This is a genomic window from Shimazuella alba (assembly GCF_009831235.1).
Taxonomy (GTDB): Bacteria; Bacillota; Bacilli; order Thermoactinomycetales; family Thermoactinomycetaceae; genus Shimazuella; species Shimazuella alba.
In genome coordinates this window covers 359,307-385,693 of sequence record NZ_WUUL01000002.1, presented here as the reverse complement: position 1 = coordinate 385,693, position 26,387 = coordinate 359,307, and the positions used below count along the sequence as shown (strand labels likewise).

Annotated in this window: 23 protein-coding genes; 15 read left to right on the top strand and 8 right to left on the bottom strand. The window is 38.7% G+C overall.

Annotation, left to right across the window (positions count from 1 at the left end; all coding sequences use genetic code 11):
• Window positions 1-50: 50 nt before the first annotated feature.
• Genes yycI through yycF form a run of 4 tightly spaced genes read right to left on the bottom strand, consistent with a single transcriptional unit; the run spans window position 51 to window position 4,712 of the window.
• A complete protein-coding gene (gene yycI, locus GSM42_RS04700; RefSeq protein ID WP_160800375.1) occupies window positions 51-791 on the bottom strand; it encodes a two-component system regulatory protein YycI in 741 nt (246 codons plus the stop codon).
• On the bottom strand, window positions 791-2,179 hold the full coding sequence (gene yycH / locus GSM42_RS04695) for a two-component system activity regulator YycH (protein ID WP_160800374.1): 1,389 nt from the start codon (window positions 2,177-2,179) through the stop codon (window positions 791-793). The genes yycI and yycH overlap by 1 nt, the downstream gene beginning before the upstream one ends.
• Window positions 2,166-3,986, bottom strand: coding sequence for an ATP-binding protein (locus GSM42_RS04690; RefSeq protein ID WP_160800373.1), 1,821 nt, complete (start codon window positions 3,984-3,986; stop codon window positions 2,166-2,168). The genes yycH and GSM42_RS04690 overlap by 14 nt, the downstream gene beginning before the upstream one ends.
• 6 nt (window positions 3,987-3,992) lie before the next feature.
• Window positions 3,993-4,712, bottom strand: coding sequence for a response regulator YycF (gene yycF / locus GSM42_RS04685; protein ID WP_338055247.1), 720 nt, complete (start codon window positions 4,710-4,712; stop codon window positions 3,993-3,995).
• A gap of 159 nt (window positions 4,713-4,871) precedes the next feature.
• Here yycF and GSM42_RS04680 point away from each other — a divergent pair, with 159 nt between their 5' ends.
• The 4 genes from GSM42_RS04680 (at window position 4,872) to GSM42_RS04665 (ending at window position 9,011) form a co-directional block, all read left to right on the top strand.
• A complete protein-coding gene (locus GSM42_RS04680) occupies window positions 4,872-5,624 on the top strand; it encodes a YheC/YheD family protein (protein ID WP_160800371.1) in 753 nt (250 codons plus the stop codon).
• 257 nt (window positions 5,625-5,881) lie between these two features.
• On the top strand, window positions 5,882-6,454 hold the full coding sequence (locus tag GSM42_RS04675; RefSeq protein ID WP_160800370.1) for a hypothetical protein: 573 nt from the start codon (window positions 5,882-5,884) through the stop codon (window positions 6,452-6,454).
• 308 nt (window positions 6,455-6,762) lie between these two features.
• On the top strand, window positions 6,763-8,490 hold the full coding sequence (locus GSM42_RS04670) for an ATP-binding protein (protein ID WP_160800369.1): 1,728 nt from the start codon (window positions 6,763-6,765) through the stop codon (window positions 8,488-8,490).
• A gap of 20 nt (window positions 8,491-8,510) precedes the next feature.
• Window positions 8,511-9,011: a YwhD family protein gene (locus GSM42_RS04665; RefSeq protein ID WP_160800368.1), complete on the top strand. Its 501-nt coding sequence runs from the start codon at window positions 8,511-8,513 to the stop codon at window positions 9,009-9,011.
• Between the two features lie 201 nt (window positions 9,012-9,212).
• On the opposite strand, the gene GSM42_RS04660 is transcribed toward GSM42_RS04665, so the two are convergent.
• Complete coding sequence (locus GSM42_RS04660; protein WP_160800367.1) at window positions 9,213-11,240, bottom strand: transglycosylase domain-containing protein; 2,028 nt, start codon at window positions 11,238-11,240, stop codon at window positions 9,213-9,215.
• Between the two features lie 227 nt (window positions 11,241-11,467).
• Here GSM42_RS04660 and speE point away from each other — a divergent pair, with 227 nt between their 5' ends.
• The 10 genes from speE (at window position 11,468) to GSM42_RS04610 (ending at window position 23,177) form a co-directional block, all read left to right on the top strand.
• A complete protein-coding gene (gene speE / locus GSM42_RS04655) occupies window positions 11,468-12,304 on the top strand; it encodes a polyamine aminopropyltransferase (protein ID WP_160800471.1) in 837 nt (278 codons plus the stop codon).
• A gap of 6 nt (window positions 12,305-12,310) precedes the next feature.
• On the top strand, window positions 12,311-13,183 hold the full coding sequence (gene speB, locus GSM42_RS04650) for an agmatinase (protein ID WP_160800366.1): 873 nt from the start codon (window positions 12,311-12,313) through the stop codon (window positions 13,181-13,183).
• A 65-nt stretch (window positions 13,184-13,248) separates the two neighbouring features.
• Window positions 13,249-13,650, top strand: coding sequence for a DUF1934 family protein (locus tag GSM42_RS04645; RefSeq protein WP_160800365.1), 402 nt, complete (start codon window positions 13,249-13,251; stop codon window positions 13,648-13,650).
• A gap of 473 nt (window positions 13,651-14,123) precedes the next feature.
• Window positions 14,124-15,047 carry a conjugal transfer protein gene (locus GSM42_RS04640; RefSeq protein WP_160800364.1) on the top strand — a complete coding sequence of 308 codons (924 nt, stop codon included), beginning with the start codon at window positions 14,124-14,126 and terminating at the stop codon, window positions 15,045-15,047.
• Between the two features lie 18 nt (window positions 15,048-15,065).
• Entirely contained in the window at window positions 15,066-15,335 is a 270-nt protein-coding gene (locus GSM42_RS04635) for a TcpD family membrane protein (protein ID WP_160800363.1), read from the top strand.
• Window positions 15,336-15,348: 13 nt separating this feature from the next.
• A complete protein-coding gene (locus GSM42_RS04630) occupies window positions 15,349-15,762 on the top strand; it encodes a TcpE family conjugal transfer membrane protein (RefSeq protein WP_160800362.1) in 414 nt (137 codons plus the stop codon).
• Window positions 15,737-18,157 (top strand): VirB4 family type IV secretion system protein, encoded by a 2,421-nt coding sequence (locus tag GSM42_RS04625; RefSeq protein WP_160800361.1) that lies wholly within the window; start codon window positions 15,737-15,739, stop codon window positions 18,155-18,157. The genes GSM42_RS04630 and GSM42_RS04625 overlap by 26 nt, the downstream gene beginning before the upstream one ends.
• Window positions 18,158-18,173: 16 nt before the next feature.
• Window positions 18,174-21,116, top strand: coding sequence for a hypothetical protein (locus tag GSM42_RS04620; protein WP_160800360.1), 2,943 nt, complete (start codon window positions 18,174-18,176; stop codon window positions 21,114-21,116).
• A gap of 21 nt (window positions 21,117-21,137) precedes the next feature.
• Window positions 21,138-21,359, top strand: coding sequence for a hypothetical protein (locus GSM42_RS04615; protein WP_160800359.1), 222 nt, complete (start codon window positions 21,138-21,140; stop codon window positions 21,357-21,359).
• Window positions 21,360-21,410: 51 nt separating this feature from the next.
• Window positions 21,411-23,177, top strand: coding sequence for a type IV secretory system conjugative DNA transfer family protein (locus tag GSM42_RS04610; protein WP_160800358.1), 1,767 nt, complete (start codon window positions 21,411-21,413; stop codon window positions 23,175-23,177).
• Between the two features lie 143 nt (window positions 23,178-23,320).
• Here the strand turns inward: GSM42_RS04610 and GSM42_RS04605 are convergent, their stop codons facing one another.
• Window positions 23,321-24,121, bottom strand: coding sequence for a hypothetical protein (locus tag GSM42_RS04605; protein WP_160800357.1), 801 nt, complete (start codon window positions 24,119-24,121; stop codon window positions 23,321-23,323).
• Window positions 24,122-24,245: 124 nt separating this feature from the next.
• Between GSM42_RS04605 and GSM42_RS20515 the strand changes: the two genes are divergently transcribed.
• Window positions 24,246-24,455 (top strand): zinc ribbon domain-containing protein, encoded by a 210-nt coding sequence (locus GSM42_RS20515; RefSeq protein ID WP_338055237.1) that lies wholly within the window; start codon window positions 24,246-24,248, stop codon window positions 24,453-24,455.
• Between the two features lie 91 nt (window positions 24,456-24,546).
• On the opposite strand, the gene GSM42_RS04595 is transcribed toward GSM42_RS20515, so the two are convergent.
• Together GSM42_RS04595 and GSM42_RS04590 are read right to left on the bottom strand one after the other, a co-directional pair.
• Window positions 24,547-25,299 carry an SDR family oxidoreductase gene (locus tag GSM42_RS04595; RefSeq protein WP_420820968.1) on the bottom strand — a complete coding sequence of 251 codons (753 nt, stop codon included), beginning with the start codon at window positions 25,297-25,299 and terminating at the stop codon, window positions 24,547-24,549.
• Window positions 25,300-25,374: 75 nt separating this feature from the next.
• Window positions 25,375-25,986 carry a TetR/AcrR family transcriptional regulator gene (locus GSM42_RS04590; protein ID WP_160800356.1) on the bottom strand — a complete coding sequence of 204 codons (612 nt, stop codon included), beginning with the start codon at window positions 25,984-25,986 and terminating at the stop codon, window positions 25,375-25,377.
• Window positions 25,987-26,387 lie beyond the last annotated feature (401 nt).

Sequence of the window (26,387 nt, the reverse complement as noted above, 5' to 3'; positions counted from 1 at the left end):
TGATTTCCATTTTTTTTAAAAAGTAAATGAATGTAAGAGATAAGGTAAATTCAATTCACAGCCTCAACACTTTTGACAGTACCAAAACTAACGGCATGCACATCATACTCTTTTTTGTCCAATTGAAAACGCCATACAGGTATAAAGAGATATGTCTGATTATTATAGAATTGTGATTGATACCCCAATTGTATCTTTTGTATGTGTTGTGTTTTGTTGCTAGCTGTTGAATTGATCAGGTTGTATAGAGCTGTATTGAAATCTGTGACTGCCACGACATTGGATGTTTCTTGTAAGTCGTAATGCGTCATATAAAGAGATTTGATTTGGTTGTTTGAGACTTCGATTTCCACTCTTCCGTCATAGAGAGGTCGCTGATCGATATGCTGTACAAAAACCCATTTTCCTGTCAACTTGGCAGGTTTAGACAGAAGTTGATACTCAGAGAAATAAGGCACTTCTTTCGCCAATAATTTTTTTAATTGCTCAGCACTATGAACAGCTAGTCCTGTTGAAAATCTTTTCGAATAACCATGCTCTAGTTTTTGCCAACCTTCGATTGTGGACGGTGTTCCTTGCCAAATCTTTAGTTCATCTACATCTTTTGGTCTTGGAACATCCAGATCAATCTGATTATCTTCTAACAAACTTTTGATTTGCGTATTGCTGATTTTATCATAATCCAAAGAAGCATTTTTCTGCTCCATTGTCTGCTGAATTTGGTACAACAGAAAAATATTAACCAATACAAAAGCTGTAATCAGATAAGTTTGGGCTCGCTGCCAATCCATTAAGACCCTCCTCCTATCTGAATCGTTTCTCCATTGGTTTTTTCTACTTGCCAACTAGGAGTCAAAAGCACGGCTCCACGTCCAGAATTGGATGCTTGATAAATCGGATAGATACGTTTAATAGATGAAAGGGGAATCTTTTTCTTCACTAATTCTAACAGAATATCGTCTTTTCCTGGTAAGGTAACAGTCGTTTGTTTCGTTGGTTTTTCTGATAAATAATTTAACGATCGGATGTATTTAGAAACAGCATTGATACTTGCCCCTGCTTGAAGTTGAATCGTATCGAGATGTTGACTTTTTGTGTTATCACCTTCCCAATATACAGGTAATGCCTGATTGATCAAACGGAAAGTATACAGGTGGGAGTTGTCCTGCTTTTCCATTTTTTCAAGTACAAAATTCCCAGTCCAGCCATGGTGTTTCAACATGAATTTTGTATTGATTGTATCAATTTCCTTACTAACAGGATCAGCAACAGTTGCATCTGTTTTTGCGTTGTCTACATATACCATATATGATTGTTGTTTGTAAAAGGTTAAGATTTGGTTGTTATTCATAAAAACTGATTCATTTTTTGACAAGTCGATTGGTTCAATTTCGTCGGCTTCTAACAGCCATTCCTTCATACTATCAATACTGATTGTTTGTTTTTTGTAAGTAGGCTGGTTGATAGGAATTCCTTGGGTAGGCATATATAAAATACGGGAAAAAGGTACGTTTTGATTCATTTTATCCCAAGGATTTTTATTATTGGTTGGAACAGCTTCTACTTTTATCAGGTTCGGTGTTCGTTTTAGTGTATCAAGATTTGTTAACCAATCGCTTCCTATGAAACTTGCATTCGCTTGAATTACTTTGCCATCTTGATCCGAAATAAACCATATCGTTGTTTTTTTACTTGTTGGATGTTCGAAGATCCAAACCCTACTGATGGAAGATAGGTTTTGAAAGAGAGACTCATTTTTTAGGTAATGGTAAAAGAAAACATCCAGTTGATCCACTGGCATATCTTGCAGATAAGATAGCTCTAACCCATCGGATTGTAAAAATAATAGGTTCCAATCATCTGTAGTAGGAGTTTTCAACTCAAAGTCATCCATTTTTATACCATATACATCCCGAATTAGTAGTGAGAACAGAGGGCTTTGTTGCTGGGTGATCAATTGGTGTTGTCCATTTGTATGTGATATAAGATATGGTGGTGCAGTTAGTTGATGCAGATTTTTAGGTACATAATTATCCTTCGCTACATAAGCGGGTGGAATATAATCGACATTTTGCTCATCATAGGAAGGTGTACTGTACCACAAGACAGCAGTTAAGACGACACTAGAAATGACTAGTATAGCTAGACTAATGGTTTTTAGTCGATTAATCCATTCCACTAGCCTCACTCCTTACAGGTAGAGTAAAGAAGACAGTTGTCCCCTTTGTATATTCGCTATCAATCCAAATATCGCCACCGTGAGAGTGGATTATTTCCTGGGCAATAGAGAGACCCAATCCAGTTCCTCCAAGGGTTCTAGATCTCGCTTTATCTACCCGATAAAATCTCTCAAATAAGCGACCTAAGTCTTGTTTGGGAATTCCAAGCCCTGTGTCTTCGATGGAGACTTGTACATGCTTTTCACCATGTTGCTCTGCTTTTATCTTGATAGAGCCAGCTTCAGGTGTATATTTCACAGCATTGGATATTACATTATCAAGAACTTGATCTAATTTATCTCTATCTACCACAACAATAGGCAGGTCCTCTTCTATCGAAAGTGTTAACACTATTTCCTTTTGTTTACAGGTCATAGAGAAACGCTCATAAACGGGTTTTAGTAAATGTTCTAATGAAATAGGTTGTTTTTCAAAATAAGATTCTCTCGCATCTAGTCGAGATAATTGCAGCAGATCACTGATTAAGCGAGCCATGCGCTCTGCCTCTGTGTCCGCTACATTTAAAAAATGTGTTGCGATGTCAGGTTCGTTGATGGCCCCATCTTTAAGTGCTTCTAAGTAACTTTTGATGGTTGTTAGTGGTGTGCGCAATTCATGGGACACATTTGCAACAAAATCTTTTCGTTGTCGATCAAGTTTTTCTTCTTCTGTGACATCGCTTAGTACTGCAATTAAACCAACTAGTTCTTTTTCACCTCGTTTAATGGGAGTAAAAGTAGCTTTGATCATCATAAATGCATTTGGGTTATTGGGATGAAGCTCGATATATTCTTCGTGCACATGTTCAAAAGGAAAAGTAACATTTTCTTCCATTGGCAATACATCTTTTAACCGATCACCAAGGGAGATATTATAGCCAAGCATTTTTTCAACCCATTTGTTTTTCACAATAATATTGCCTTTGTGATCAGTAGCAAGAACTCCATCGCTCATATTAGCGAGGACAGTTTCGAGTTTCTCTCGTTCTTCTTCATTTTGAGAGAGAGCACGTCTTAAATGAGCGGCTAAATAGTTGAATGAACGGGCTAACCTCCCAATTTCATCATCGCTTTTTACTGCTACCTGCTGATTAAAGTCGCCTGCGGCCATCGCTGTTGCTTGTTTCGTAATTTCTTTTAACGGCGAAGTGATGGTTCGTGATAAAAGGATGATTAAGATAGCAGTTGCAACCAATGTTACGGATGAAGATTTAATAAGAAGCTTTCCGATCTCACGTATTTTTGTATAGATTGGATCAAGGGAAGCTTCTATATATATCGTACCTACACGTTGATGATTTGCATTTTCCAACTGTTTCACATATATTTGATAATCTTTTCCAGTTGCACGATCACGACGGATAAAAGTCGAATCTAATTTCCCCGTTGCATTTTGTGCTCGTAGATTTTTCTTTCCTACATTTTTTGATTTTTCTGTGCTGGAACTTAAAACATATCCCAATTCATCTAATATCTCTATCTCGACCGTAGTAGTCGTTCCATTTTTGGTATTGAGATAGAGCAATTGTTTTAAAAGATTGTCTAAATTCTTTTTTGTTTCATTTTCCGATTTATTTTCTTCTAATGCTTGAGCCATTGGAGAAGATAGTAAATTTGCCTGTGATCGCAAGCTTGCAATAAAATCATCGGTATAAAAATTCTGTAGGAAATTAATAAATGTAACCCCGATTAATTGCACAGATATAAGGATGAGTAAAGAGAAAATGACAACTAGTTTCCATTGTAGGTTTTTAAATACCTGAGGCATGCTTTTCTAATGCTCCGACTGTGGATTTCGCATCGTATAACCGATTCCACGTCTTGTTATGATGTAAGCTGGTGCTCCAGGATCATCCTCAATCTTCTCTCGCAATCTACGAATGGTCACATCCACTGTACGGACATCTCCAAAATAATCATAACCCCAAACGGATTGTAGCAAATGCTCTCTTGTTAACACTTGATTTAGATGTTTAGACAAATAGAGGAGTAACTCAAATTCACGATGTGTAAGATCAATGGTTTTATCACGTTTTTTGACAACAAAACTAGCACCATCAATTGCTAATTCACCAATAGACAAAATATGTTTTTCTGGAGCTTGTGCAACTGTTTTCTCATTTGATTGCTTGCTTCTCCTCAAGTTTGCTTTGACGCGGGCAAGTAGCTCTCGGTTGCTAAATGGTTTGGTTACATAATCATCTGCTCCCATTTCGAGCCCGATTACTTTATCAACTTCCGAATCTTTTGCAGTGAGCATAATAATAGGAAGCTCAGACACTTGTCTAACTCTACGGCATACTTCGATGCCGTCTGAACCTGGGAGCATCAAATCAAGTAGCATTAAATCAGGAGGATTTGCTAGAGCAGACTGAATAGCTTCATCCCCATCATGAACACACTCTACTTGATACCCCTCTTTTTCAAGGTTGAATTTTATGATATCCGCGATCGGTTTCTCATCTTCGACTACTAAAATCTTTGCATTCAAAATACCCAACTCCCGTTTCCACAGATAAAGCTATTTTCGCATAGTTGGAAGGCAGAAAACAACTTATGTGATATGAGAAATGTTTGTCCCTATACCTTAATGAAAATGGGCTAGCTACCTATGTATTTCACGAATAGTATGTTCTTTAGAGGAGGAGAGTGTATGATCACGAAAACGAAAAGATTCCAACAAATCGCCAGCAAAGGGTTAAAAACCATCATTTTAAAACGTGATACACAGATAAAACCATACATTCCTAAGACGGTTTGGTATCGAGAAGATGTTTTGCATACTATGCTAAAAACATATGGGACGGTTTTTATTAAACCAGATAAGGGTGGCGGTGGAGTAGGAATTATACGTATACAAAACCTGACAGGTGGACTTGTAGAGTGTAAAAGCTTAAAACATCATAAAATCATACCAATAAACGAGTTAAATAAACTTCTTCAATCTTCTTTGAACCCAGACAAACTATACCTTATTCAACAAGGAATACCACTTGCGAAAGTGAAAGATCGCCCTTTCGATATACGTTTGATGCTACAACGAACAACAAAGGAATGGGAGTTAACTGGCATCGCAGCTAAAATAGCAGCACCAGGAAAAATAGTGACCAACTATTGTAAAGGCGGTCAACCTTATAAAGCCAGTGATGCAGTACGCCAAGTTTGTGGACTATCTGAAACTCCTCAGAAGATGAAAGAGCTGAAGAAGCTGGCATACCGAGTAGCAAATGTTCTGTCCAAAAAGTTTAAGGGATTGAGGGAATTAGGGATAGATGCAGGGATGGATAATAACGGCAAAATTTGGATTTTTGAAGTGAACACTAGACCTACGTATGGAATGTTCCGTAAACTAAATAATTTGCAAATGTATTACAAAATAAGAAAAAACCGAAGGATGATTGTATAATTGGTTGAAAATTACCATTTATGGGTGTTAAAATCCCTAATCTTTGCTGTTGTAACAGAAAATTAACATGCGAATAGCATGTTTTTTTCGTTTCCGAGCATATACGAGCTTATTCGACAAAGTATTCTGTTGACGGAGACTATTGGATACTGCTACCATAATTATTAATTCAAAGTAATTTAACAAATTTAATTGTTTAGCATTTAAGTTTGTTAAATTAGATTAAGAACAAAATTTTGGATAAAGGGTGTTTGCAAATGTCATCTATTACAGTTGGGGTATATCTAGGGAAAAAGGATCGTCTCGTTCGTTATTGGTACGAAATCCTTCCAAAAGGTCAATTTCCAATGTTGGTAAAATATTGTATTCAATCGTACCTTCGTAATAACTATTTTCCATTACAATCCATTTGTGATCCACGCATGCTAAAAGAGCAAATTCAAACAAAAAGTGATTATGTACCTACACAACGGAATGTTACGTTTACACCTGACGATGGTCCTGTTTATCAATGGATTAAAAATCTAGAAAGCGGTTACCGTAGTGAGGAAATCAAAAATATTCTGAAGGAAACAGTGGTTCACACATTGTTACAAGATCAACAACTATTTGTTCCTCGTCATGTCGGACAAGCAGCATATGTAAATGAACCGCAAGCAATGTATGCATTTGGTGATGACGCACAAAAATTGACATTGCTAAAAAGAGATCAAATTGCAGTAGAAGAAGCGTACCCAATGTGGGAGAAAGTAGCGAACCAACCAGAAGCCGAAAAAAAAGAGGTTCGTGATGAAAAAGGTTTCACACATCTAGTAAATTACATGGGTTAAGGAAATATGTACAGCTTACGTGCTTTTCCCATTTTGAGGAAAAGTATTTTTTTTGTCCTAAAAAGATAACAGCAATTGTTTACAAATTATCCTTCTATAGAGTGTGGAAACAGCAATGAACTATTCATTTTTTTGTTATAATTTTGTAATATATCGAATTTTGATAGGTTTTGTCGAAAAAACCATTAATAGGAGGATTCTTAGAAGAAAAAGTGGAAACAAGTTGAAAGACTAGTTATGGGTAAAAAATACACCAATTGTATGTGTTTGACAATGCAGATGGTATAGAGAGAATAGGAGGATCGCACTTGCGCGAAGATTGCCAACGTTTTTATACTCGTTACCTCTATCACATCTTTGATCCGTTATTTATTAGCCATCCTCTTTTATATAGTTTTATTTTAGCTTCGGCCATCATCTTATTAGCTTTTTTGTTGTTAATGAGTAATCAAGTAATAGCAAAAATGCCTAGATACTCGTATATGTTTTGTGTAGTCTTTATGGTGGCACTGATCGATACGATGTCTATGAAGTTATCTATTTTCCCCATTTATCTGATCGTATTTGGAATTGTATTGGTTCGCTCAGACCGCGAACGCATCAGTATTATGACATTAATGTTTGCAGGTGTCTATTTGGGACTGAAAATGTCAACTTCTTGGTACTCGAGCCAAAATTATGATATGGCTTCCAAGTTTATTACGTTTGTGTTAGTCAGTTGGATTGGTAGTAGAGTACGCCAATCTTTTGTTGAATTAAAAATGATTCGAGGCAAAAATCTTCATTTGGTTAATAAACTAAAAGAAGCACAACATCGTCTTTGGGACTATAACGATGAGATTGAAGAGACTTATCGCCGAGATTATTTGACAGGACTCTATAATTTAGGTGGTTTTCAAGAGCAGGTTCATCGAGGCTTGGAAAAATGCTGTAATCATGAAGCTTATCATGTTATTAGTATTGATCTTACTGATTTTAAGCGTGTCAATATGCGTGAAGGTATTGAGTTTGGTGATCAATTACTCATACGTTTAGGATCTTTGCTGAAGAAGTATTTGCCTCCGTATGTTCACTTAGCCCGTTATGATGGTGATCAATTTGCCATTGGGTTGCTTGCAGATAATAAGGATTTACGGAATGTTTTACAATCAATTGATATTGTAATGGAAGAACTTCGCAATCAGCTGCCATATCTCCGTTATTGTATTGGTACGGCTACTTACCCAGAAGATGCAAAAAACTCAGATGAATTAATCCGCAGAGCAGAAGAAAGACTTGCAATCGAGCAAAGACGAGTTCGACACAACGAAGAGGAAAAAAGACGCCATTTAGAAAAGCTATCCGCAGTTGGTCAGTTAGCTGCAGGTCTTGCCCACGAAATACGCAATCCACTTACTTCCATTAGAGGGTTTGTACAAATCTCTGCAAAAGAATCAAAAGAAGTGAGAAAATGGGAGTCCATTATCCTTCCAGAGATCGATCGAATAAATGACTTATTAAAACAATTTCTCAATTTAAGTGAAATAAGACCAACAAAGCATTCTACTTTTACATTGGATCAGTTGATGAATGATGTATTTAGTCTCATGGAGCCAAAAGCTATTTTGATGGGACATGAACTTACTTGTGTTCCCCCTAAAACCCCTGTAAACATGGAAGCAGATAGCGAACAACTAAAACAAGTTTTGATTAATTTGATTCAAAACGGATTGGATGCTCTTGTCGTAAAAGGTAGAGTGGAGCTCAGTTGGAAAGAGATGCGGGATAGAATTTGTATTCATATTCATGACAGTGGGGAAGGAATTAAACCCGAGAATATGAACCGAATCTTCGATCCATTTTTTACAACGAAAGATGAGGGAACGGGAATGGGATTGTCCATATGCCATCGGATCATTATGGATCATGGTGGGCAGATTCATATGACCAGTTTGCCAGGCAGAGGTACTACTTTCCATATTCATATTCCTCGTGTGTTAGAAGATTCCTCTTGTATGGAAACCGATTTAGAGGCTAATCTAGAGATTAGTAGCTAAGGCATTAGGAGGAAAGTCAGATGGATGGAAAAACACAAAAACCCCAATTTCAGATTGTAACAGGTAAGTCTACTACACATGGTGCGTATCATACAGGTGTACTCAATCTAAGTAATCTCTCTGCATTGTGGGTGAACAAGGAGCAAGCCAAAATAGATCTTGGTCTGATACATGCAAAGAGCGCACTGGAGCGCGGTGTAAAGTTTACTGCCAATCGAGATGAAGTCGAGGGAGATTTATACTGGGTCGTATGGATTGCGGTAGATCGAAATGAACAAGGTCCTTATTACGCTGGTGTAGCTGCTTGTCCGATGGTAGTGAATAAAGAAACACGACGCGGCTGGAAAAATCTCGCTCTCCATGTAAACCGTATGGATGATGCTTTAAAACGGAAGATTCGCCTTGATGATATGGAACCACAAGAACGCGAACAACTAAAAAGTTTCTTGATGAAACATGATGTAGCGATGTGGGAAAATAGTTCAGACGAACTAAAGCAATTATTAGAAGCGAGTAAATAACACAAGAAGATAGATCAGCTATTTCTAAAAGTGACAAAATAATGAACAACTGACAGAATCTATTGTAAGTTAATGTGAATATGATAGGATTACAATGTTTGGAACCTTACTAGGACACAAAAGAGGCGGACCTTCAACCCAATGGGTGGACATCCGCCTTTTTTGATGGATAAAAATTTCTGTATATCCCAATATTTTTTGCTAAAAGCCTAACCATCTTGCTATTTGTTTCACAATGGATGGAGAGGGTGATGGCTGATCGATTGGATTTTGTGATGGACAAGGAATAGTAGGTTCAGTCCCATCAACAAAATACTCCATCGTCTTTTGAGGACAATTTTCATTCGCAACATAACCAGATTGTTCATCAATATAAACAGCTTTTACTCCTGCGGGTATACTGAACATTCCAAGTGGATGATAAGAGGATACGTTACGCATATATCTACCCCATATGTACTGTGATAGTTTAGCTTCATCATGTGGAAGAGCACGTCCTTTATCATATCCTACCCATACGGTTGTTAATAAGTTTGGATTGTAACCTATTAACCATCCATCTCGATTTGTCGTGCCCGTTTTCCCTGCAATTGCCCCAGAAAACATTTGCTTGACACGATGCCCTGTACCACCAGATTGAAAAACGCTTGATAATAAATTTGTTAACAAAAAAGCATTGGCTGGTGTGGTGACAGGTGTTGACTTTGGTTCATTGGAAACGATGGTTACTCCATCTGAGGTAACAATTTTTCGTATACCAAAGAGGGCTTGTCTCTTTCCGTTTGCTGCAAAAGCAGTATATGCACCCGTCATTTCAAATGGTGTGACAGGATAACTGCCTAGTGCCAGAGATGGAGTTGCTGATAAGTCACTTGTGATTCCAAGTCGTTTTGCCATTTCTAATTCTTTATCCATTCCAATTTGGAATTGAGTTGTCACTGCATATATATTATCAGACTTGGCAATTGCTTCTCGTAATGTGATAGGGCGATTGGCATAGTTTTGTTGATAGTTTTTTGGTTGATATACATTATTTCCATATGTAAACGTAGTTGGTTGACTCATTATCTTAGTAATCGGCGTAAACCCATGCTCTAGGGCACTCAAGTACAAGATTGGTTTAAAGGAAGATCCCGGTTGTCGTTGCGCGAATACTCGATTGTAGGGAGAGGATTGATACTTTCTTCCGCCGACCATTGCCTTGATATGACCAGTCTTTGGATCAACGGATAAAAGAGAGCTTTGTAGATCAGGATGATTTTTCAAAGAGGTGCTTACTGCTTTTTCTGCATCTTTCTGCATCTCTTGATTGAGTGTTGTATATATCTTTAAGCCTCCACTGCGCACCCAACTCTCATCTAATCCATATTGATTTACTGCTGTACGAATAACATAGTCCCTGAAGTAATTACCTTTCTGGCTCTCTAGTTTGGTTGGGCTGACGATTGCTAGTTTGGCTTGTATGGCTTGCTTTGCGGATTGCTTAGTGATCATATGATTTTCAGCCATTAAACGAAGAATAATTTGTTGTCTTTCTTTGGCCCGGTGAAAATGTTCATATGGAGAATAGTATGCTGGCCCTCTAGGTATTCCTACTAAAAAAGCACATTGGGCGAGTGATAATTTTTCAACAGGTTGATGAAAGTACACTTGAGCAGCTCTATTTATACCATAAGCACCATTGCCGTAATAAATTTTATTTAGATACATCTCCAGTATTTCGGCTTTGCTGTAATGCAGTTCTAGTTGTACGGTGAGTAATGCTTCTTTTATTTTTCTGCTCCATGTGCGATCATGGGTGAGGTAGAGATTTCTTGCTAATTGTTGTGTAATAGTACTTGCTCCTTGTGTAACGCGTCCTGCTTTTAGATTTGCCAATGAGGCACGAAGGATTCCCTTGATAGAGAAGCCAAAGTGATGATAAAAATTTTTGTCTTCCACTGCCAATGTTGCTTGGATCAGGGCGGTGGGTATTTTACTCAAATGGACAGGTTCTCGTAATTCGCCATTATCTATCCGATCCATCAGCTTATCCTGATCATCATAAATCATACTGGAAGCTCCTATATCTGGAGGTGGCAGTGGTTTGGATTTCAGATAAAGGACAAGCACAAGTAAAAACGCAGAGCAAAATACTCCAAAAACGAGAATTAGACGAAACAAATATTTGATTTGCCTTAGACGTCTCCACCAACTCAAATTGTCGATGGAGTATGAATCACTCTTCATGCTGTTAGCCTCTTTTCACAAACCATTCTCATAAAACAACAAGCATAGTTTGTGGGAAAAAGAGGGTTTTCATTCATCTTTTGGTAGTGAGAAGGGTATAAAAAATTTTAACGAATGATATAGGCGAAGCTGTAAGCTCAAACTATCCGAAAAATGGCAAGTTTTTTCCATATTGGTTAGGATAAGGATAGGAAGCCTTAGTTTCGAAGGGAGAATGAATGATGGATATGGAACTCTGGTATACAGAGAAACAGACAAAAAATCATGGAATTACAACGAAGATAAAACGTACATTGCATTCGGAAGTGACGCCATTTCAAACTCTGGATGTCGTGGAAACGCATCAATTTGGAAATTTACTTGTATTAGATGGAATGGTGATGACCACTGATAAAGATGAATTTGTTTATCATGAGATGATTTCCCATGTTGCTCTACATACACATCCCAATCCAAAACAAGTATTGATTGTTGGTGGTGGGGATGGCGGCGTGGTACGCGAAGTGTTAAAGCACCCATCTGTAGAACGTGTCGTGTTGGCAGAGATAGATGGGAGAGTTATCGAGGCTTCAAAAGAATATTTTCCTGCTATTGCAGCTGGTTTATCTGATCCCAAGGTAGATATTCAAGTAGTAGATGGTATTCGTCATATTGAGGAAAATCCAGATACTTATGATGTAGTGTTGATTGATTCAACCGAACCTGTTGGTCCAGCCGTTGGACTTTTTCAAAAACCTTTCTATCAAAAGGTATATGAAGCATTAAAATCAGATGGGATCATGGTTGCACAAACAGAATCTCCTTGGTTTAATCAAGATCTTATCCGGCAAGTATTCGCGGATATTTCCAGTACTTTTTCGATTACACGCTTATATACTGCCAGTATTCCTACCTATCCAAGTGGTTTATGGAGTTTCACCTTAGGCTCCAAACAGTATGATCCATTAGAAGTAGAGGAAGCAATAATGGAACAAATAGATACCAAATACTATCATCCAGGAATGCATAAAGCGCTTTTCCAATTACCTGTTTTCGTACAAGAGCTGACAGAAAATAAGGAGTAAATGTGCATGAGGTTTGATGAAACATATGCAGGAAACGTCTTTATTGGAGCCTCGAATAACTTAGAGGAATCGGCAGCGGTTTTATATGGAATGCCAATGGATTGGACTGTAAGTTTCCGTCCTGGGGCACGTTTTGGTCCTGCTAGAATTCGAGAGTCTTCTTTAGTACATGAAGAATACAGCCATTATCTAGAACGTGAGTTGACAGAAATAAAGTACTACGATGCTGGAGATATCCCGCTTGCATTTGGAAATCCGGAAAAGAGTATTCAGCAGATTGGTGATTTTGTAAGTCAAATCCTCGCTCTCGAGAAGGTCCCGATCGGTATGGGTGGGGAGCACCTTGTTACTTGGCCGGTGGTCGAACAAGTAGCAAAAAAATATCCTGATTTGGCTGTCCTTCATTTTGATGGTCATGCTGACTTACGGACGGATTATGAAGGCGAGATATATTCTCATGCGACACCTCTATATAAAATCTCACAACTAATCGGTGGAGAAAATGTATATCAGTTTGGTATTCGTTCTATGACCAAAGAGGAAGTAGCATATACCAAAACCGCTGGTATCCACTTCTTTCCATTCGACGTTTTGGACCCTTTGCAACAAGTATTACCAACACTCGCAGGTAGACCTGTCTATATAACTATTGATATTGATGTATTAGATCCAGCGCATGCACCAGGGACAGGTACTCCAGAACCTGGGGGTATCACGACACGTGAATTACTGAGTTCTATTCATGCTATAGCAAAATCTGATGTCGAAGTCGTGGGAGCTGATTTGGTAGAAATTGCACCAGCATATGATCCCACTGAAAAAACACCTATTACTGCTGCTAAGATTATCCGTGAAATGTTACTAGGTTTTATTAAATAGGGCTTCCGACAAGCCCTATTTTTCTTCTATAAAAGGAAGCGAAATATCTAGGAGGTGTTAAGGGAATGCAAATTCCTTTGTATATCAAATCAACGATCCACACATCAGGTAGTGAAGAAGCCGAGGTTGTGGAACAACAAGTACAAGCTGATATGTTGCAGTTGGAAGATCATACCTTGATTTCTTATCAAGAGGAAGATGGTGTAGAGCGATCTGATGTAAAAATATTTGCTTTTAAAAATCACATGATCATATCGCGCAGAGGACCTATATCCTATCAACAAGAATACCAACCAAATGATACGACCTTGTGCAACATGAAAATGCCTATGGGGACAGTTGAAATGCGGGTTTTAACCCATTTTTATCAATTTAACCCAATGAGGAAAATCATATGTCAATTCCAGTTAGAACAAGGTGATGTTATATTAGGAGAATACCAATTAGACATTGCATGGGTTGTGTAAGCGATTTCATAAATTTAACAAATTAGACAAACTTAATCTAAAAGTTCCTTTTTTGATTTTTGATTTAAAAAATCTAAACATTGGTTTTTTCTTTTAGATAGACAAAGACTTATGAATTCCCTTATACTACAAACAATGATACTACACAAAATAAAAAGGAATTTGCCATAATTAACCATTTGTTTCGAGGTATTCAATCGTCATAGGATGGGGAGTTATCTGGGATAAGTGTGGATTTCATGTGAAGGGTAGAGAAAAGTTTGTTTCAAGTGAATTACTTAAAAATTTAATATCCTTAATTAAAGAGAAATAATATGTTGTTTTGGCAATTACCCTATATTTCCACAATTATCAATCCATATAACTTACTTCTTTTTTTGAATCATATAGTCAACTCTTATTTGATGTTATAAAATATTGTAAAGACCTTATGATTCATTATTGGATATTGGTTAAGGTGGGAGGAGATTACCTTGAACCCAACACTACTTGAACGGTTAAAATCAACTGGTAGAATTTTAGTCTACATTGTACTGGTAATCTTTTTAATACGTAATGTACTGGATGTTGTGAAACAAGTAACAGGAGCAGATGCTCCTGTAGTTCCAAAACAGACGGTTACATCAAATGAAGTGCCAGTAACGGCAAAAAGTGTTGCGAAATTATTTTTAGAAAATTGGTATACTGTTGGCACGGGTCAAAAGGACGAAGACAGGATTAACCGATTAGAGCCTTTAATGACAGTGAGTATGTTAGATTATATCAACAGTGTCAGCGATTTGAGCATTGATAACGCAGTGGGTCCAAATCAATCAGCAACGAACACAACAACTCCTAACTCAAATACACAAAATACCTCAGATTTTAAAGGAGTAAGTGCAAAAGAAGTGGAAGTCTGGGAGGCTACTTGGACAGATCAAAAAGCTGGGAAGGCTAAAATCGTTGCTAGAATGCTCACTTCTGAAGATAAGACATTGTTTCTTTCTATACCTGTAGTAAAATCGGGAAGCACATGGCAAGTTTCCTCACTTCCTGCTCTAGTAGCGGAACCACAAGGATCAGACAAACCAGATGAAATCCCAAGTATTGATATTACAAACGAAGAAGAAGCAATTAAAAAAGTATTGGATAGTTTCTTCCAAGATTGGCTAGGTGGCAACTCAGAGGCTATTTCACGTTATATGGTAGATAGAAAAGCAATTCCAACTACCAACTGGCTAGAGGAGTTAGGGGCTACTTATGAAAAAGTGCAAACTATTACACCTCTCAGCGAAAACCCATTAAAAGTTAAAGTTGTTATCATGATTAAAGATTCAAATAATGTCAAAATGCTCTTGGATTACTATATGACATTGGAACAAAAAAATGGTTCATGGAACATTGTTTCCATTGACTAGATATAAGGAGGAATCATCATGTTGTTATCGATTTTACATCATATACCGATCTATTTAGCTGTAGATGAGAATCTATTCCAAAAGGCTTCTGAATGGGTATTGCAACAGGCCGGGTTTGTTATTCTTGCTGCATTGGTTATTTTGGGTTTACAAGCATGGATGAATGGTCGTTTGATGGCACTGTTTGGTGGGATTGTAGTAGCTGGTATTTTATATCTCTTTACATCCGACCCAAGTGGAGGCTTATTGAAACAGTTATCAACAGCTATCCAAAATATCTTTAGCTGAGGGGGACATATAGATGAGACCCGAGCGGATTGTCACATTTGATGCGGTATGGGGACTGAAGAAAGTTTTTTACCATATCGAACGCTTTCGTCTCCCCATTCCAGTTAGTTTATCGGAGTTACTAATTGTTGTTATATTAGAAGCTATCTTCATCTTTTTGTCCAATAAATTTGCCTTTATGAGTGTTATCCCACCGGTTTTTCGTTTTGCGATTATACCTTTTGGTGCTGCTTGGCTACTTTCGCGCGTGGACTTGGAGGGGCGACCTCCATACCAATATTTTTGGAGTTCTCTTACACATATGTTGTCGCACAAACTTTGGTCAAGAGGTGTTCCGATTCCTGATATTACGGAAGAAGCAACATACCATCTGACCAAGATGGTTGGAGGGATAAAACATTATGCTACCGATACCGACACAGATTGAAAAAAATGTTGCCTTTATAGATGGACGACCTTGGGCTTTTTATCGGGTTGTCCCCTTTTCATATTCTCCTTTGTCAGTTGATGGAAAAAAGAATGAATGGATGAATGCAACACAATTTTTCCGTCAGATTCAAGAGCCGGGTTTAGTTGCCCAAATTTGGATGGTTCGCCGCCGTTTTAACTGGCTTGATTACTTAGACCGCTTGGTGAAAACCGTTCCAAAAGAACGCAGAGAAAAGGCAAAAGACTCGATGGATCGTTGGTTACACTTGATTGAACAAGGTACCTTACCCGATTATGATTTTATTATTGCTTTTGAGCTTCCTTTACCAATACCACAAAATTACAAATGGATTACGCAAACATTCGGGATTCCAATGCGTACACTGGAATCCCTCCTTGGACTAAGAAAGAGAGTTTTCAAAGAAGAAAAGGAAGAAGCATTTAACAAATCTTATGATTTTGCTTGGTCTAAGCGGGCATTTGAAGAAAGAGCAGGTTCTCTTAGTCGCTTAGATCCTCTTGTGGAACACGAGATAGCGGATTTTTACCGGCATCACTTTTATAGAGGAATGCCATTAAAGCCACTGCCACAAACATTACGCAGTGTTTGGCCAAAAGGACCTCAAGATTATGCATGGCTTGCAGAAGGTAGACGTGCTTATGGATACCGATATGTACTTTGTGATCAAGAAGAGGACGAGCGTTTTGTAAGTTTTATTTCCGTTGGATCATTTCCAGATGAAATTTATACGCCTGGAACGGAAATATTCCACCAGCTGTCTAGTGAATTTGATTTTCCGGTTGAAGCTTCCTTCCGTTGGAAAATGATCGCGAACAAACAAGCAACTGGTCTGGTCACTAGAAAACGAAAAGATATTAAAGATGCTACTTCCCATATTGGTATGGTAGACCAAATACCTCTTGATCTCCAACAACAAGAACAATTGGCAGAAGGCCTTGAGTTTGAGTTGAAGAAAAATCGTCCCCCTATTTTGGATAGCCGAATGATTTTTGTGGTAGATGGTGAAGACCAAGAAGAAGTGAACAGCCGTACGGAACAGGTTATCAATTTCTTCGACCGAAAAGGATTTGTAGCAGCAAGACCGACAGGAGAACAACGAAATTTATTTAGTGCTTGGTTACCATCTGATCAGTATCCCGCCCGTGGATATGTGAAGAAAATGCTTCCAGAAGTTGCAGCTTCGATTGTAATGCCTGGTGCGTCGGAAATTTTAGGAGATCCAAATGGTGTGCCTGTTGGTCTGACGCGTCGCGGTTCGGTTGTGAAGATCAATCCAGAGCGTGGCCCACAGATTAACCAAAATGCATCTATGGTAATCACTGGTACACTTGGTTCTGGTAAGTCGCACACCTTAAATAACTTAATCCATAAGACAGCGCTATTTTGGGATGCAAGAATCTTTGTTGTTGACCCAAAAGGAGAGCGAAGTCATTGGGTAGGACGATTACCTGGTCTTGAAGATCGAGTACACGTTTTAAAATTAGATGGCCGACAAAATCCTGGTGCACTTGATCCGTTTCAGTTACTTGGTCACGACCCTGAGTTTGCAAGTGAAATTGCGGTTTCTGTTATTTCTCAGTTTGAAGGGAACTTGACCCGCGGAGATAAAAACATGTTATTATCCGCGGCTGAACGAGCCTTAAAGACTGGCAGCCCGAGTATGGCTAAGATGGTGGCAGAGTTGCATAAAGATGATATGGGACGAGACTTAGCAGAGTATTTGATGCGTATTGCTCGCCTGCCGCTTGGAAAATTGGTCTTTGGAGAAGGGGACGGAGTAAAGGTTCCTGACACTGGTATTATCTTACTTCAATTAGAAGGATTGGAACTCCCGGCTGAGAAGCAAAAACCAAATGGATTAAGGCAAGAAGCATCTGTTGCAGTAATGTCCATGACCGCGATCTTAGCGGAGCAGTTTGTATTGAGGGGAACAGGCGGATTCCGTGTAGCGGCTCTTGATGAGGCTTGGATTTGGCTTCGTACAGACCAAGGAAAACAACTTGCAAACCGTCTAGAGCGTGCTGGTCGTTCTGCTAATGCCGGTATCTGGTTTGCAACCCAGAACCCATCTGATATCGATACCGAAATTTTGAATAACGTAAGTGTCTACGTATGTTTAGGTACAAGTGATGAGACAGAAACCACTCTGGCTATCGAAGCCTTAAACCTAGACACTAGCGATGAAGGGCTGCGTAATATCCTTCAAGCCAGACGAAGCAAAGCGATGTCGGGATATGGCTATATGAAAGACTTAGAAGGTCGATCTGGTTTTATTCAATTCCTCACTCCTGAAGAAGAACTAGTGGAGCTGTTTAATACAAAACCAGAAGCTAGCGAAGCATCGAAGATAGTCTCCGAAGGAGGAGTCTAGGAGGGGAGTGAATGGAATGAAGAAGTTTCGATCAGTCATCATTGCCTTTTTGGCAGTACTCTTTTTCACTGTCGCCATGGCGAACCCTACCTTCGCTGAGAATGCAGATGGTGGAGGGGGAGGATCATCTGATATAACAGAGGGAGATCTAAATACTGGGTTATATCCAGAAGAAAAGACAGATAAACAAAGTAATAGACTATTTAATAGATATCCAGTGGGAAACTATGAACTAGTATATATCGATAATCCAGAGGATCTGGGTGGAGATTCAGGTAAGGAAGATTGTAGCTTTTGGGAAGTAGGCTGTAAGGCTGGAAATGCGGCAACTGATGCAGCAAACCTTGCATTTAAAGCCTTCTTTCTTATCACAGATGGTATCTGGTGGTTGTACTTAGTAATTGCCAAATGGTTGATTACGGTTGTTAGCTGGGGATTCACCATGCAAGTTTTAGACTACATGTTTACTGCCTATTCTGAAACCTTACAGGGCATACAAAACACATTATGGGAACCATTTAAATATTTAATGTGGTCTGTAGCAGTGGCATGGATGGTTTATTACTGGATCACCAATAAAACAACACGTCTATGGTCAACCTTCATTAACTCTCTGCTCATTATTGCACTGTCAGGTACGATACTGAGTAATCTACCAAATTTTATACAATCATTGAGTACAACTTTCACAGATGTATCTGCATTAATCATGAGTGGTCTAAGTGAGGATCAAGAAGATGACCCTACAGCAAACCAAAATGAAGGTAGTGAAGCTGTTGATCTAATGAAGGACGACCTGTTTAACTTTGCGATCGTCATTCCTTACAAAATGGTCAATTTTGGTTCTGTTCCTCTCTCGCAAAAAACAATCGATGGGCAAGATATGAGATTTTGGGAGTCAGTGGTTAGTCAGGATTCATATGGAAAGCGTCAAGATAAGGTAATCGAATTCTTTAAAGCAGAGAAAGATGATGCTTCAAAAGAAAAATATGCATGGTTTACCAAGGAAAAGGTTGGAACAAGACTTTCCTTTGCTGCCCTTACTTTCTTTGCTAGCCTAGCCTGCCTCCTCTGTTTTGTGATGATGGCTTTTTATGTCATCATGTGGCAATTAATAGCACTTGGACGAGGATTGCTAACAGCGATTTACTTCTTGTTGTCTCTCTGGCCGGAATGGGGTCTAGAGTTAGCTCTGCAACACATGTGGAGGGTCATCCAAGCTGAAGGGATGAGATTGTGGTATACACTACAATTAGTAGTATATCTCAATCTTGTCATAAAACTAGCAACACATATGGAAGAAGATAACATTGGGATGCTGAGTGTCTGGTTAATCGCCTTCCTTCTGTTCCTAGGACTTAACCACGCTATGAAAGAACTTCGCCAAACCATGACTGCTATCCCACTCGGCGGTGGTAAGAGCTTAGAAGGTGCTACCAAAGATGGGGAAGAAATGGGGAACAAAGTTGCCGGTGCAGCTGTTATGGCCGCAGGTGCAGTTACTGGTACAGGTGCATTAGTTGGAGCCGGTCTTGCCTTACAACAAGGTGGCATGGGTAATGTGTTTAAATCAGCAGGCCTAGGGGCTGTTTCCAAAGTTGGAAATGTCATGTCCGGCGTTCGTAAAACCGTAACTGGGGCAGCAGGTAAAGGTGCATTGGCCGTGGTGAAAGGTTCTGGTAAATTGGCTGGAAAAGGTGCCAACTGGGTCGATGACGCTTTACTGAAAGGTAAAGTGAAAGAAACATCTGGTAAAGTAGTTGATAGAGCCAAAGGGCTAGTGAACAAAGGAATCGAAAAGATAAATAAACCACTCAATAAGGCTGGTTGGCGTGGTATACGAACCCTGGTGGATGATCGTCTGACTCGTGGTGACAAACAGCTTATAAAGGATGCAAGACAAATAGATGGCTTGGATCTATCCAAACATGCTGATCGAATACAATATATGAATAAGCATGCAGATCAGGCAGATCAAGTGCAAAAACTTGAAAAATACTACAATAATCCGAAGCGCGTGGCACGAAAACTTCCGAAAAAGCTTCCACCAAAAAATACGCAGGAATATGGAAAATATGTGGAGCAATATGGAGAACAAGTACTGGATTCATGGACAGAAGCACGCGTGCAACAAAGGGAATTCAAGCGAATAAACCGCCAACGACCATTAAAAGAACGTGTGCAGCCAAAGAATTTTGCTGGTCAATCTCGATTTGGCAATACAGATGCTAATATAGTGAGAAGTTTTGAAAACAATCTTGGAATGAAGGCAGCTAATTCTAGTTACAAAGTTCCAGTGCAGCAAATACCTTTAGGTAAAGCCGGTGGAGCTCTACCGAACTATGTACAAACTTCCGTACAGAACGCTATTACAGCTTCATTAGGGGGTAACAGTGGAATCAATATCAATACAAAAGAGATTGCAGATTCCATTCGTCAACAACTTTCAGGTGATATTCAAAGAATCATGGAAGGTACTACAAGGGGTCTAAAAGAAAATCTGAAAGTGGAGCTCAAAGATTCTAGAAATCGCAGAAGAGATATTAAGATTCCAATCGCTCAACTCCAAGCAAATTATGCTAAAAGTAATCCAATTGCAGTAAATATGATGCAAACTGCTGAGGTAATGAATTTTGCAAGATCATTCTCCAGCAGTAACACAACAGATGAGCTCAGCAAGGTGTTATCTGGTTTTAAAAATGAAATGGAAAGAGCCATTTCTCACCTGCGTAGTGGAAAAAATATGGATGATTACAAAGGTTTTAGTCGCTTAACTCGATCTAATCCAGAGTTATCAAGTTTAGATAATAAGGAAATAATTCAAAAAGTGGAAGTAATGCTGAATATGAAATCCGGAGATTTCACTGGAACAATAGAGGAGCAAATTAAAAGACTAGAGAAACTAACCAACTTGCTTGGTGATGGTATGAAATCCATCAAACCACCTACCCCAAAATAGACGGAAAAGGAGGCCTCCTAAATGAATGATGAACAAAAAAATTCAGATTTAGATCAAGAAGAGGAGAATTTCGACCGTCCGTCTAGAGAAAGGTTGTCTGAGGTTTGGTTGGAAATTCGGAAAGGGTTTAGACTTTGGATAGATCCTATTTTATCGAATAAGACATCGTTGATTACCCTTTTAGCTGGGTTAATCATTGGTATATTTGCTTTAATCCGAGGCATCATGAAGGCCTGGTTTTAAAAAGCCTCTGTCCAAGACAGGGGCTTTCCCTTCCTAGAGAGGAGTGACAGCATGTTTGGGAATGATGATTTGGATTTAACGCAGTTTAGAGAGTACCAAAGAAAGCAACAAGGTGGAGTTCTCGCCATGGAATTTCTGGGAGCTCTCGTACTGATCGTTTTTCTGTTTATTCCATTTGTGGTCAGTCTTATACTGACGATCATTGGAGTCAGACAAGCTTGGAAGCCATCATGGTTTGTATGGAGTGGGCTAATCCTCACCACCTTATGTATTCCATTTGGTCTGTTTATGACTTATTTTAAAGGACTTATGCACTTAGGTGGACAATATATCGCTGGTTATAAGTTGGACAAAGCAAGTGAGTATTTTTGGAGCGCTTTTCCAGCAGATCTATGGAAAATGACTCCCGTTTCGGTTGCAACAAGTGTGCTTATCACAGGGCTATTCCTGTGGTTTATCAAATATCGCCCAGAGTTGTTACCGATTCCTGTAAAACCACCAAAAGAGGAAAAGCCTGTTGTTCACAGCATGAGCAAACTCACCAGCCTACCTACGATTGATGATGGTGTAGTACTTGGTTTGGATGATGAAGGAAAACCTGTACCGCTGTATGATAAAGAAGTAAATATGCACGTATTCGTCAGTGGAGCGACAGGAGCAGGGAAAACGAATACACTGACTGTTATCTTAGAAAGTGCTATCAGAAGGGGAAAACCTGTTATTATTGTTGATGGAAAAGGGGACATCAGCTTTTTAGAAGAGATGAAAGAGATGTCCGAAGCATATGGCAGAGAGTTCCAAGGTTTTTCTTATAGTGGTGATACTCACTACAATCCTTTCCGCCATGGTCGCCCAACGGAGTTAAAAGATAAAATGATGGCGATGGAAGAATGGTCCGAGCCATACTACAAACGTGCTGCTGAACGTTACCTACAATTGGTATTCCGTGTCTTGCAGCTAGCCAATATGCAAGTAGACTTACATGTGGTGCAAAGCATGCTGATTCAGAAAAATTTAATGAACCTCGTGAAAAAATTGAAAAACATAGAAAAAGAAGAAGCAGATACGATCAAAGAGTATATCAATGGCTTGGACAAAGGTCACAAAGATGCGATCGATGGTCTAAAAGACCGATTGGCATTGCTCACGGAAAGTGATGTTGGAGAGCTGTTCAAAGACCGTGAAGGAGCTAAAACGATTGACTTGTTAGAAGCTGTGAAAGCAAAACGAGTTGCGATGTTATCTCTTTCTGGACTTAGTTATTCTTCCTTTACACCAGCTCTTGGGGCAATGATTGTAGAGGATTTGAAAAGTGTTGCTTCTGCTCTCGTAGAAAGCGGTCGGGAAGATTATATCTATGTGATACTCGATGAGTTTAACCTATTTGCGGGAGAACAAGTGGTAAACATGATCAACAAAAGTCGTGCGGCTGGTTTCTGTTGTTTCATCGCTACACAGGAGTTAGCTGACTTGTCCGCCGCTGGTGGAGAAGAGCTTGTTGGTCAGGTTATTGGTAATACCAACGTGAAGATTGTTCACCGACAAGACGTTCCAGACTCTGCCGAGTATTTGTCTAATGTCGTAGGTACACATAAGATACTCGTGAAAACAACGATGACCGAAGAAAAATTGATCGGAAATATGTCAAAGATGATGGGTACCGTTCGGGAAGATGAAGAACTCGTCATCCATCCAAACGTCCTCAAAAACCTCCGACAAGGGGAAGCAATGCTGATCAAGAAAATTCCAGATAATACAGTAGTAAAAACCCAAGTACGGCCGGCCCCACAGCCACCTTCAAAAGAAGCTGTGGTGTAGACAAGTGTTTGAAGAGACTCCTATTTAATCTAGGGGTCTCTTTCTTATTTTGTAAGAGGATTTTATCCAGATATTCGCATTATATGGACAAAAACAACACCATCAGCTATGAAAAAATGTTGTTTCTACATGAAAAAATATATTTAAACCAAACCTTTGCGCTTTATTTTTCTACTTACTACTCCGTGGAATAAAAGAAATATACCTAAGAAACCAGAGAACAGAGGATAAGGCAATGGAAAGTAAAAAGCTGGGTAAGCATTTAGCCAAGTGGTGAAATATCCGACATTCGCACCGCTATTTAAGGCGAGAAAGGTTTGCAAATCAGTCCTATCTGACTTTTGTCGAAAAACTTCCTTATCATAAGATCCATCTTTATGTATCCGCCAATATTGAAATTGAGTCATCTCTTCCATATTTTTTGGATAGTATCGATTGAGTAGATATTCCTCTCCTGCTTTTATTCGATATGCCGTTATGTCTGCGAAAATAATAATGTCCTCCTGATTGGTATCGTTATCCTTTAAGGTGTAAATCGATATATCGGTGGTATTACTTAGATCAAATGAAGCGGGTTGCTCTTTGGTAACAGGATAATCACTTTCCAACACACGGTTCCAGATGATACCCAAAAACTTGCCATTTAGATAAAGATCTACATCTCCAGCGAAAATAGTAGGAGAATATTTTTTCTTCGGTACAATCATTGCATCGATTACGTTTTTTTCAAACGTATATGGGACAGGCAAATCAGCTTGATAAGGGTCATCGAAACCTTCGCCTTCAATCCTTTGTAGATAATCATTTCCGATTTGATAGCGATTGTTCATATGAGTTCGATACATCATTTCCATAGAGAGTAGAAAGAGTGGAGGAAGGGAGACAATAGAAAAAATAAGTCCTAAAGAAATGCTGATCCAATAAAATCGAAATTTCTTTCCCATTTTTTGTGCCCCTCTGTTGTTATATTGCGGCAAACTTAATCTCACTATGTTTCTATTTGTATTTTAAATGAAGGAGAGTGAATTGCAAGAATAGTAATAGAATACTGCATATGAAGGAACAGAGGTGCAGTCTTATATTCGTGACCTCATGTCGGGTTGTGGTCATCCAAACAAAGAAGTGAAACAGCTACAGTTGCGAGCATGGACATGCCCCAATTGCAACGAGCACCATGACCGAGATACCATGCAGCCAAGAACATTTTGCAAGAAGGTAAAAGATTACTTGGCGGGGGGCTTACGGTTTAAGCTTGGTAAACTTCCCTTGGAGTACTGAGAATTACCCAAGAATCCCACGGCTTTAGCCGTGTGGAGTTGTCAAATTCCAACCATTTCAGCACTAATAGTCCATAGGCGTGTTGCTATATCTATATCATAAGAGATGGGAGATGTTTTTTTAGTTTACGGTTCGCAAAATATTTACCTGTGATACCTTCGACTTCTGGGGCAGTTGCAAGATAGACAGAAGTGTCTGCTCCTTCTTCAGGTGTTTTGTGAATAGGGCGAAGGAGGTTACGAAACACAAACTGCACAAATCCACCATCTTTATACACTCCAATATCGCTCTTGACGTGTCCAGGATCAAGACAATTTACTGTGACCTTCGTATCTTGTAACCTTCGTGCTAATTCATAGGTAAATAATATATTAGCTAGTTTTGATTGCGTGTACACAACTAATTTATTGTAAGGTTTTTGGGCAAATTGGAGATCGTCAAAGTGTATTTTTCCAAATCTATGACCAACAGAGGCTACTGTAACAATACGCGCTATGTTACTCTTTTTTATTTTCTCTAGTAATAGGTTGGTCAACAAAAATGGAGCAAGATGATTTACGCCGAACTGCAGCTCATAACCATCTTTTGTTTCTTGATGATGTTGTGGAATCACTGCTGCATTATTAATCAAAACATCCAAATGATCGAAATTTTCTTTGAACAAATTTACAAAACGCCGGATATCACCAAGCTCGGAAAAATCACAAATGTATAGTTCTACGTTCGAATTTCCGCTTTTTCTGATTATTTCCTTTTGTGCAGCTTCCCCTCTTTGGCGATTTCGGCATACCATGACAACTCTTATATTTTTTTTAGCTAATAAAAGTGCTGTTGCTTTCCCTATACCAGAATAGCCCCTGTCACCATCATAATGAGTTGTTGTTTATCCATGTGATTGCTACTCCCTTATCTTTACTATCTAATTATTTTCTTGGGTAATGCCTTGAGAGATCCAATTGGCTAAAAGCTGCATCGCCTGATCAAATATTTCGGAGTCAAATTTGCTACGGTGTTCTTGTAATAAAAAAAACAACTGAATAATGATAGTTAATACTTTGGGATCTACCGAAATAACTTTTCCACTCTTTTGTAAATGCTCTATTACAGGTGCAAATTGCTTATAGTCGTTTAAAATATGCGCTTCGATTTCATCCTTCGATCGTGTTTGTAGCATTTGGCTTAAGTTATGCCCTGAAAATAACTGTTCTAAGAATGGATCTTTTTTACTCAACTCTATTCCCGTCATTAACATACTTTGAATAGCTGAAGACTCTGAATCTTCGTCATGAGTCATGACTTTTTCTAGAAGCATGGATTGGGTGTTATGCATTTCTTCTTCGAAAATATAGAAGTAAAGTTCTTCTTTGGAATCAAAGAACTTATAAAATGTTGCAGGCGAAATATCCGCTTCTCTTGTTAGTTGAGCAATATTTGTTTTTTGTAGTCCATATTTACCAAATAATCTTTTACCTTCCGTGATTAGTTTGAAACGGATCATTTCCTTCTCTTGCATCGTAAAACCACGTGCCATTTCAAATCCCCTCTTTCTCTTAATCTATTATATACAATATCAGGATTATGTGAATATAAAAATATTTTATTTTTATATTCACATGTGATCAATAATTCACGAACTGAATACAACAATATACTGTTATATTTCGCTTTTGTTGACATACGGCATGGGGGATGTAAAATAGACTTTGTTTCTTATCTATCACTATAATGGATGCTATCTGATTTCTTTCATACTTTTATGCGTCAATTGACTTTTCAAATACCATCTAATATATAATCTGGTAAAGGCAATCCAAATCTTTTCAATAGAATATTAGCCGTAATTTCACGGGCATTTCCTGATAAGATAACATCTTAGTATCACTACAAGTCATAATCGTTAAAATTATTCATCTCGAATGATTCGGATTCATA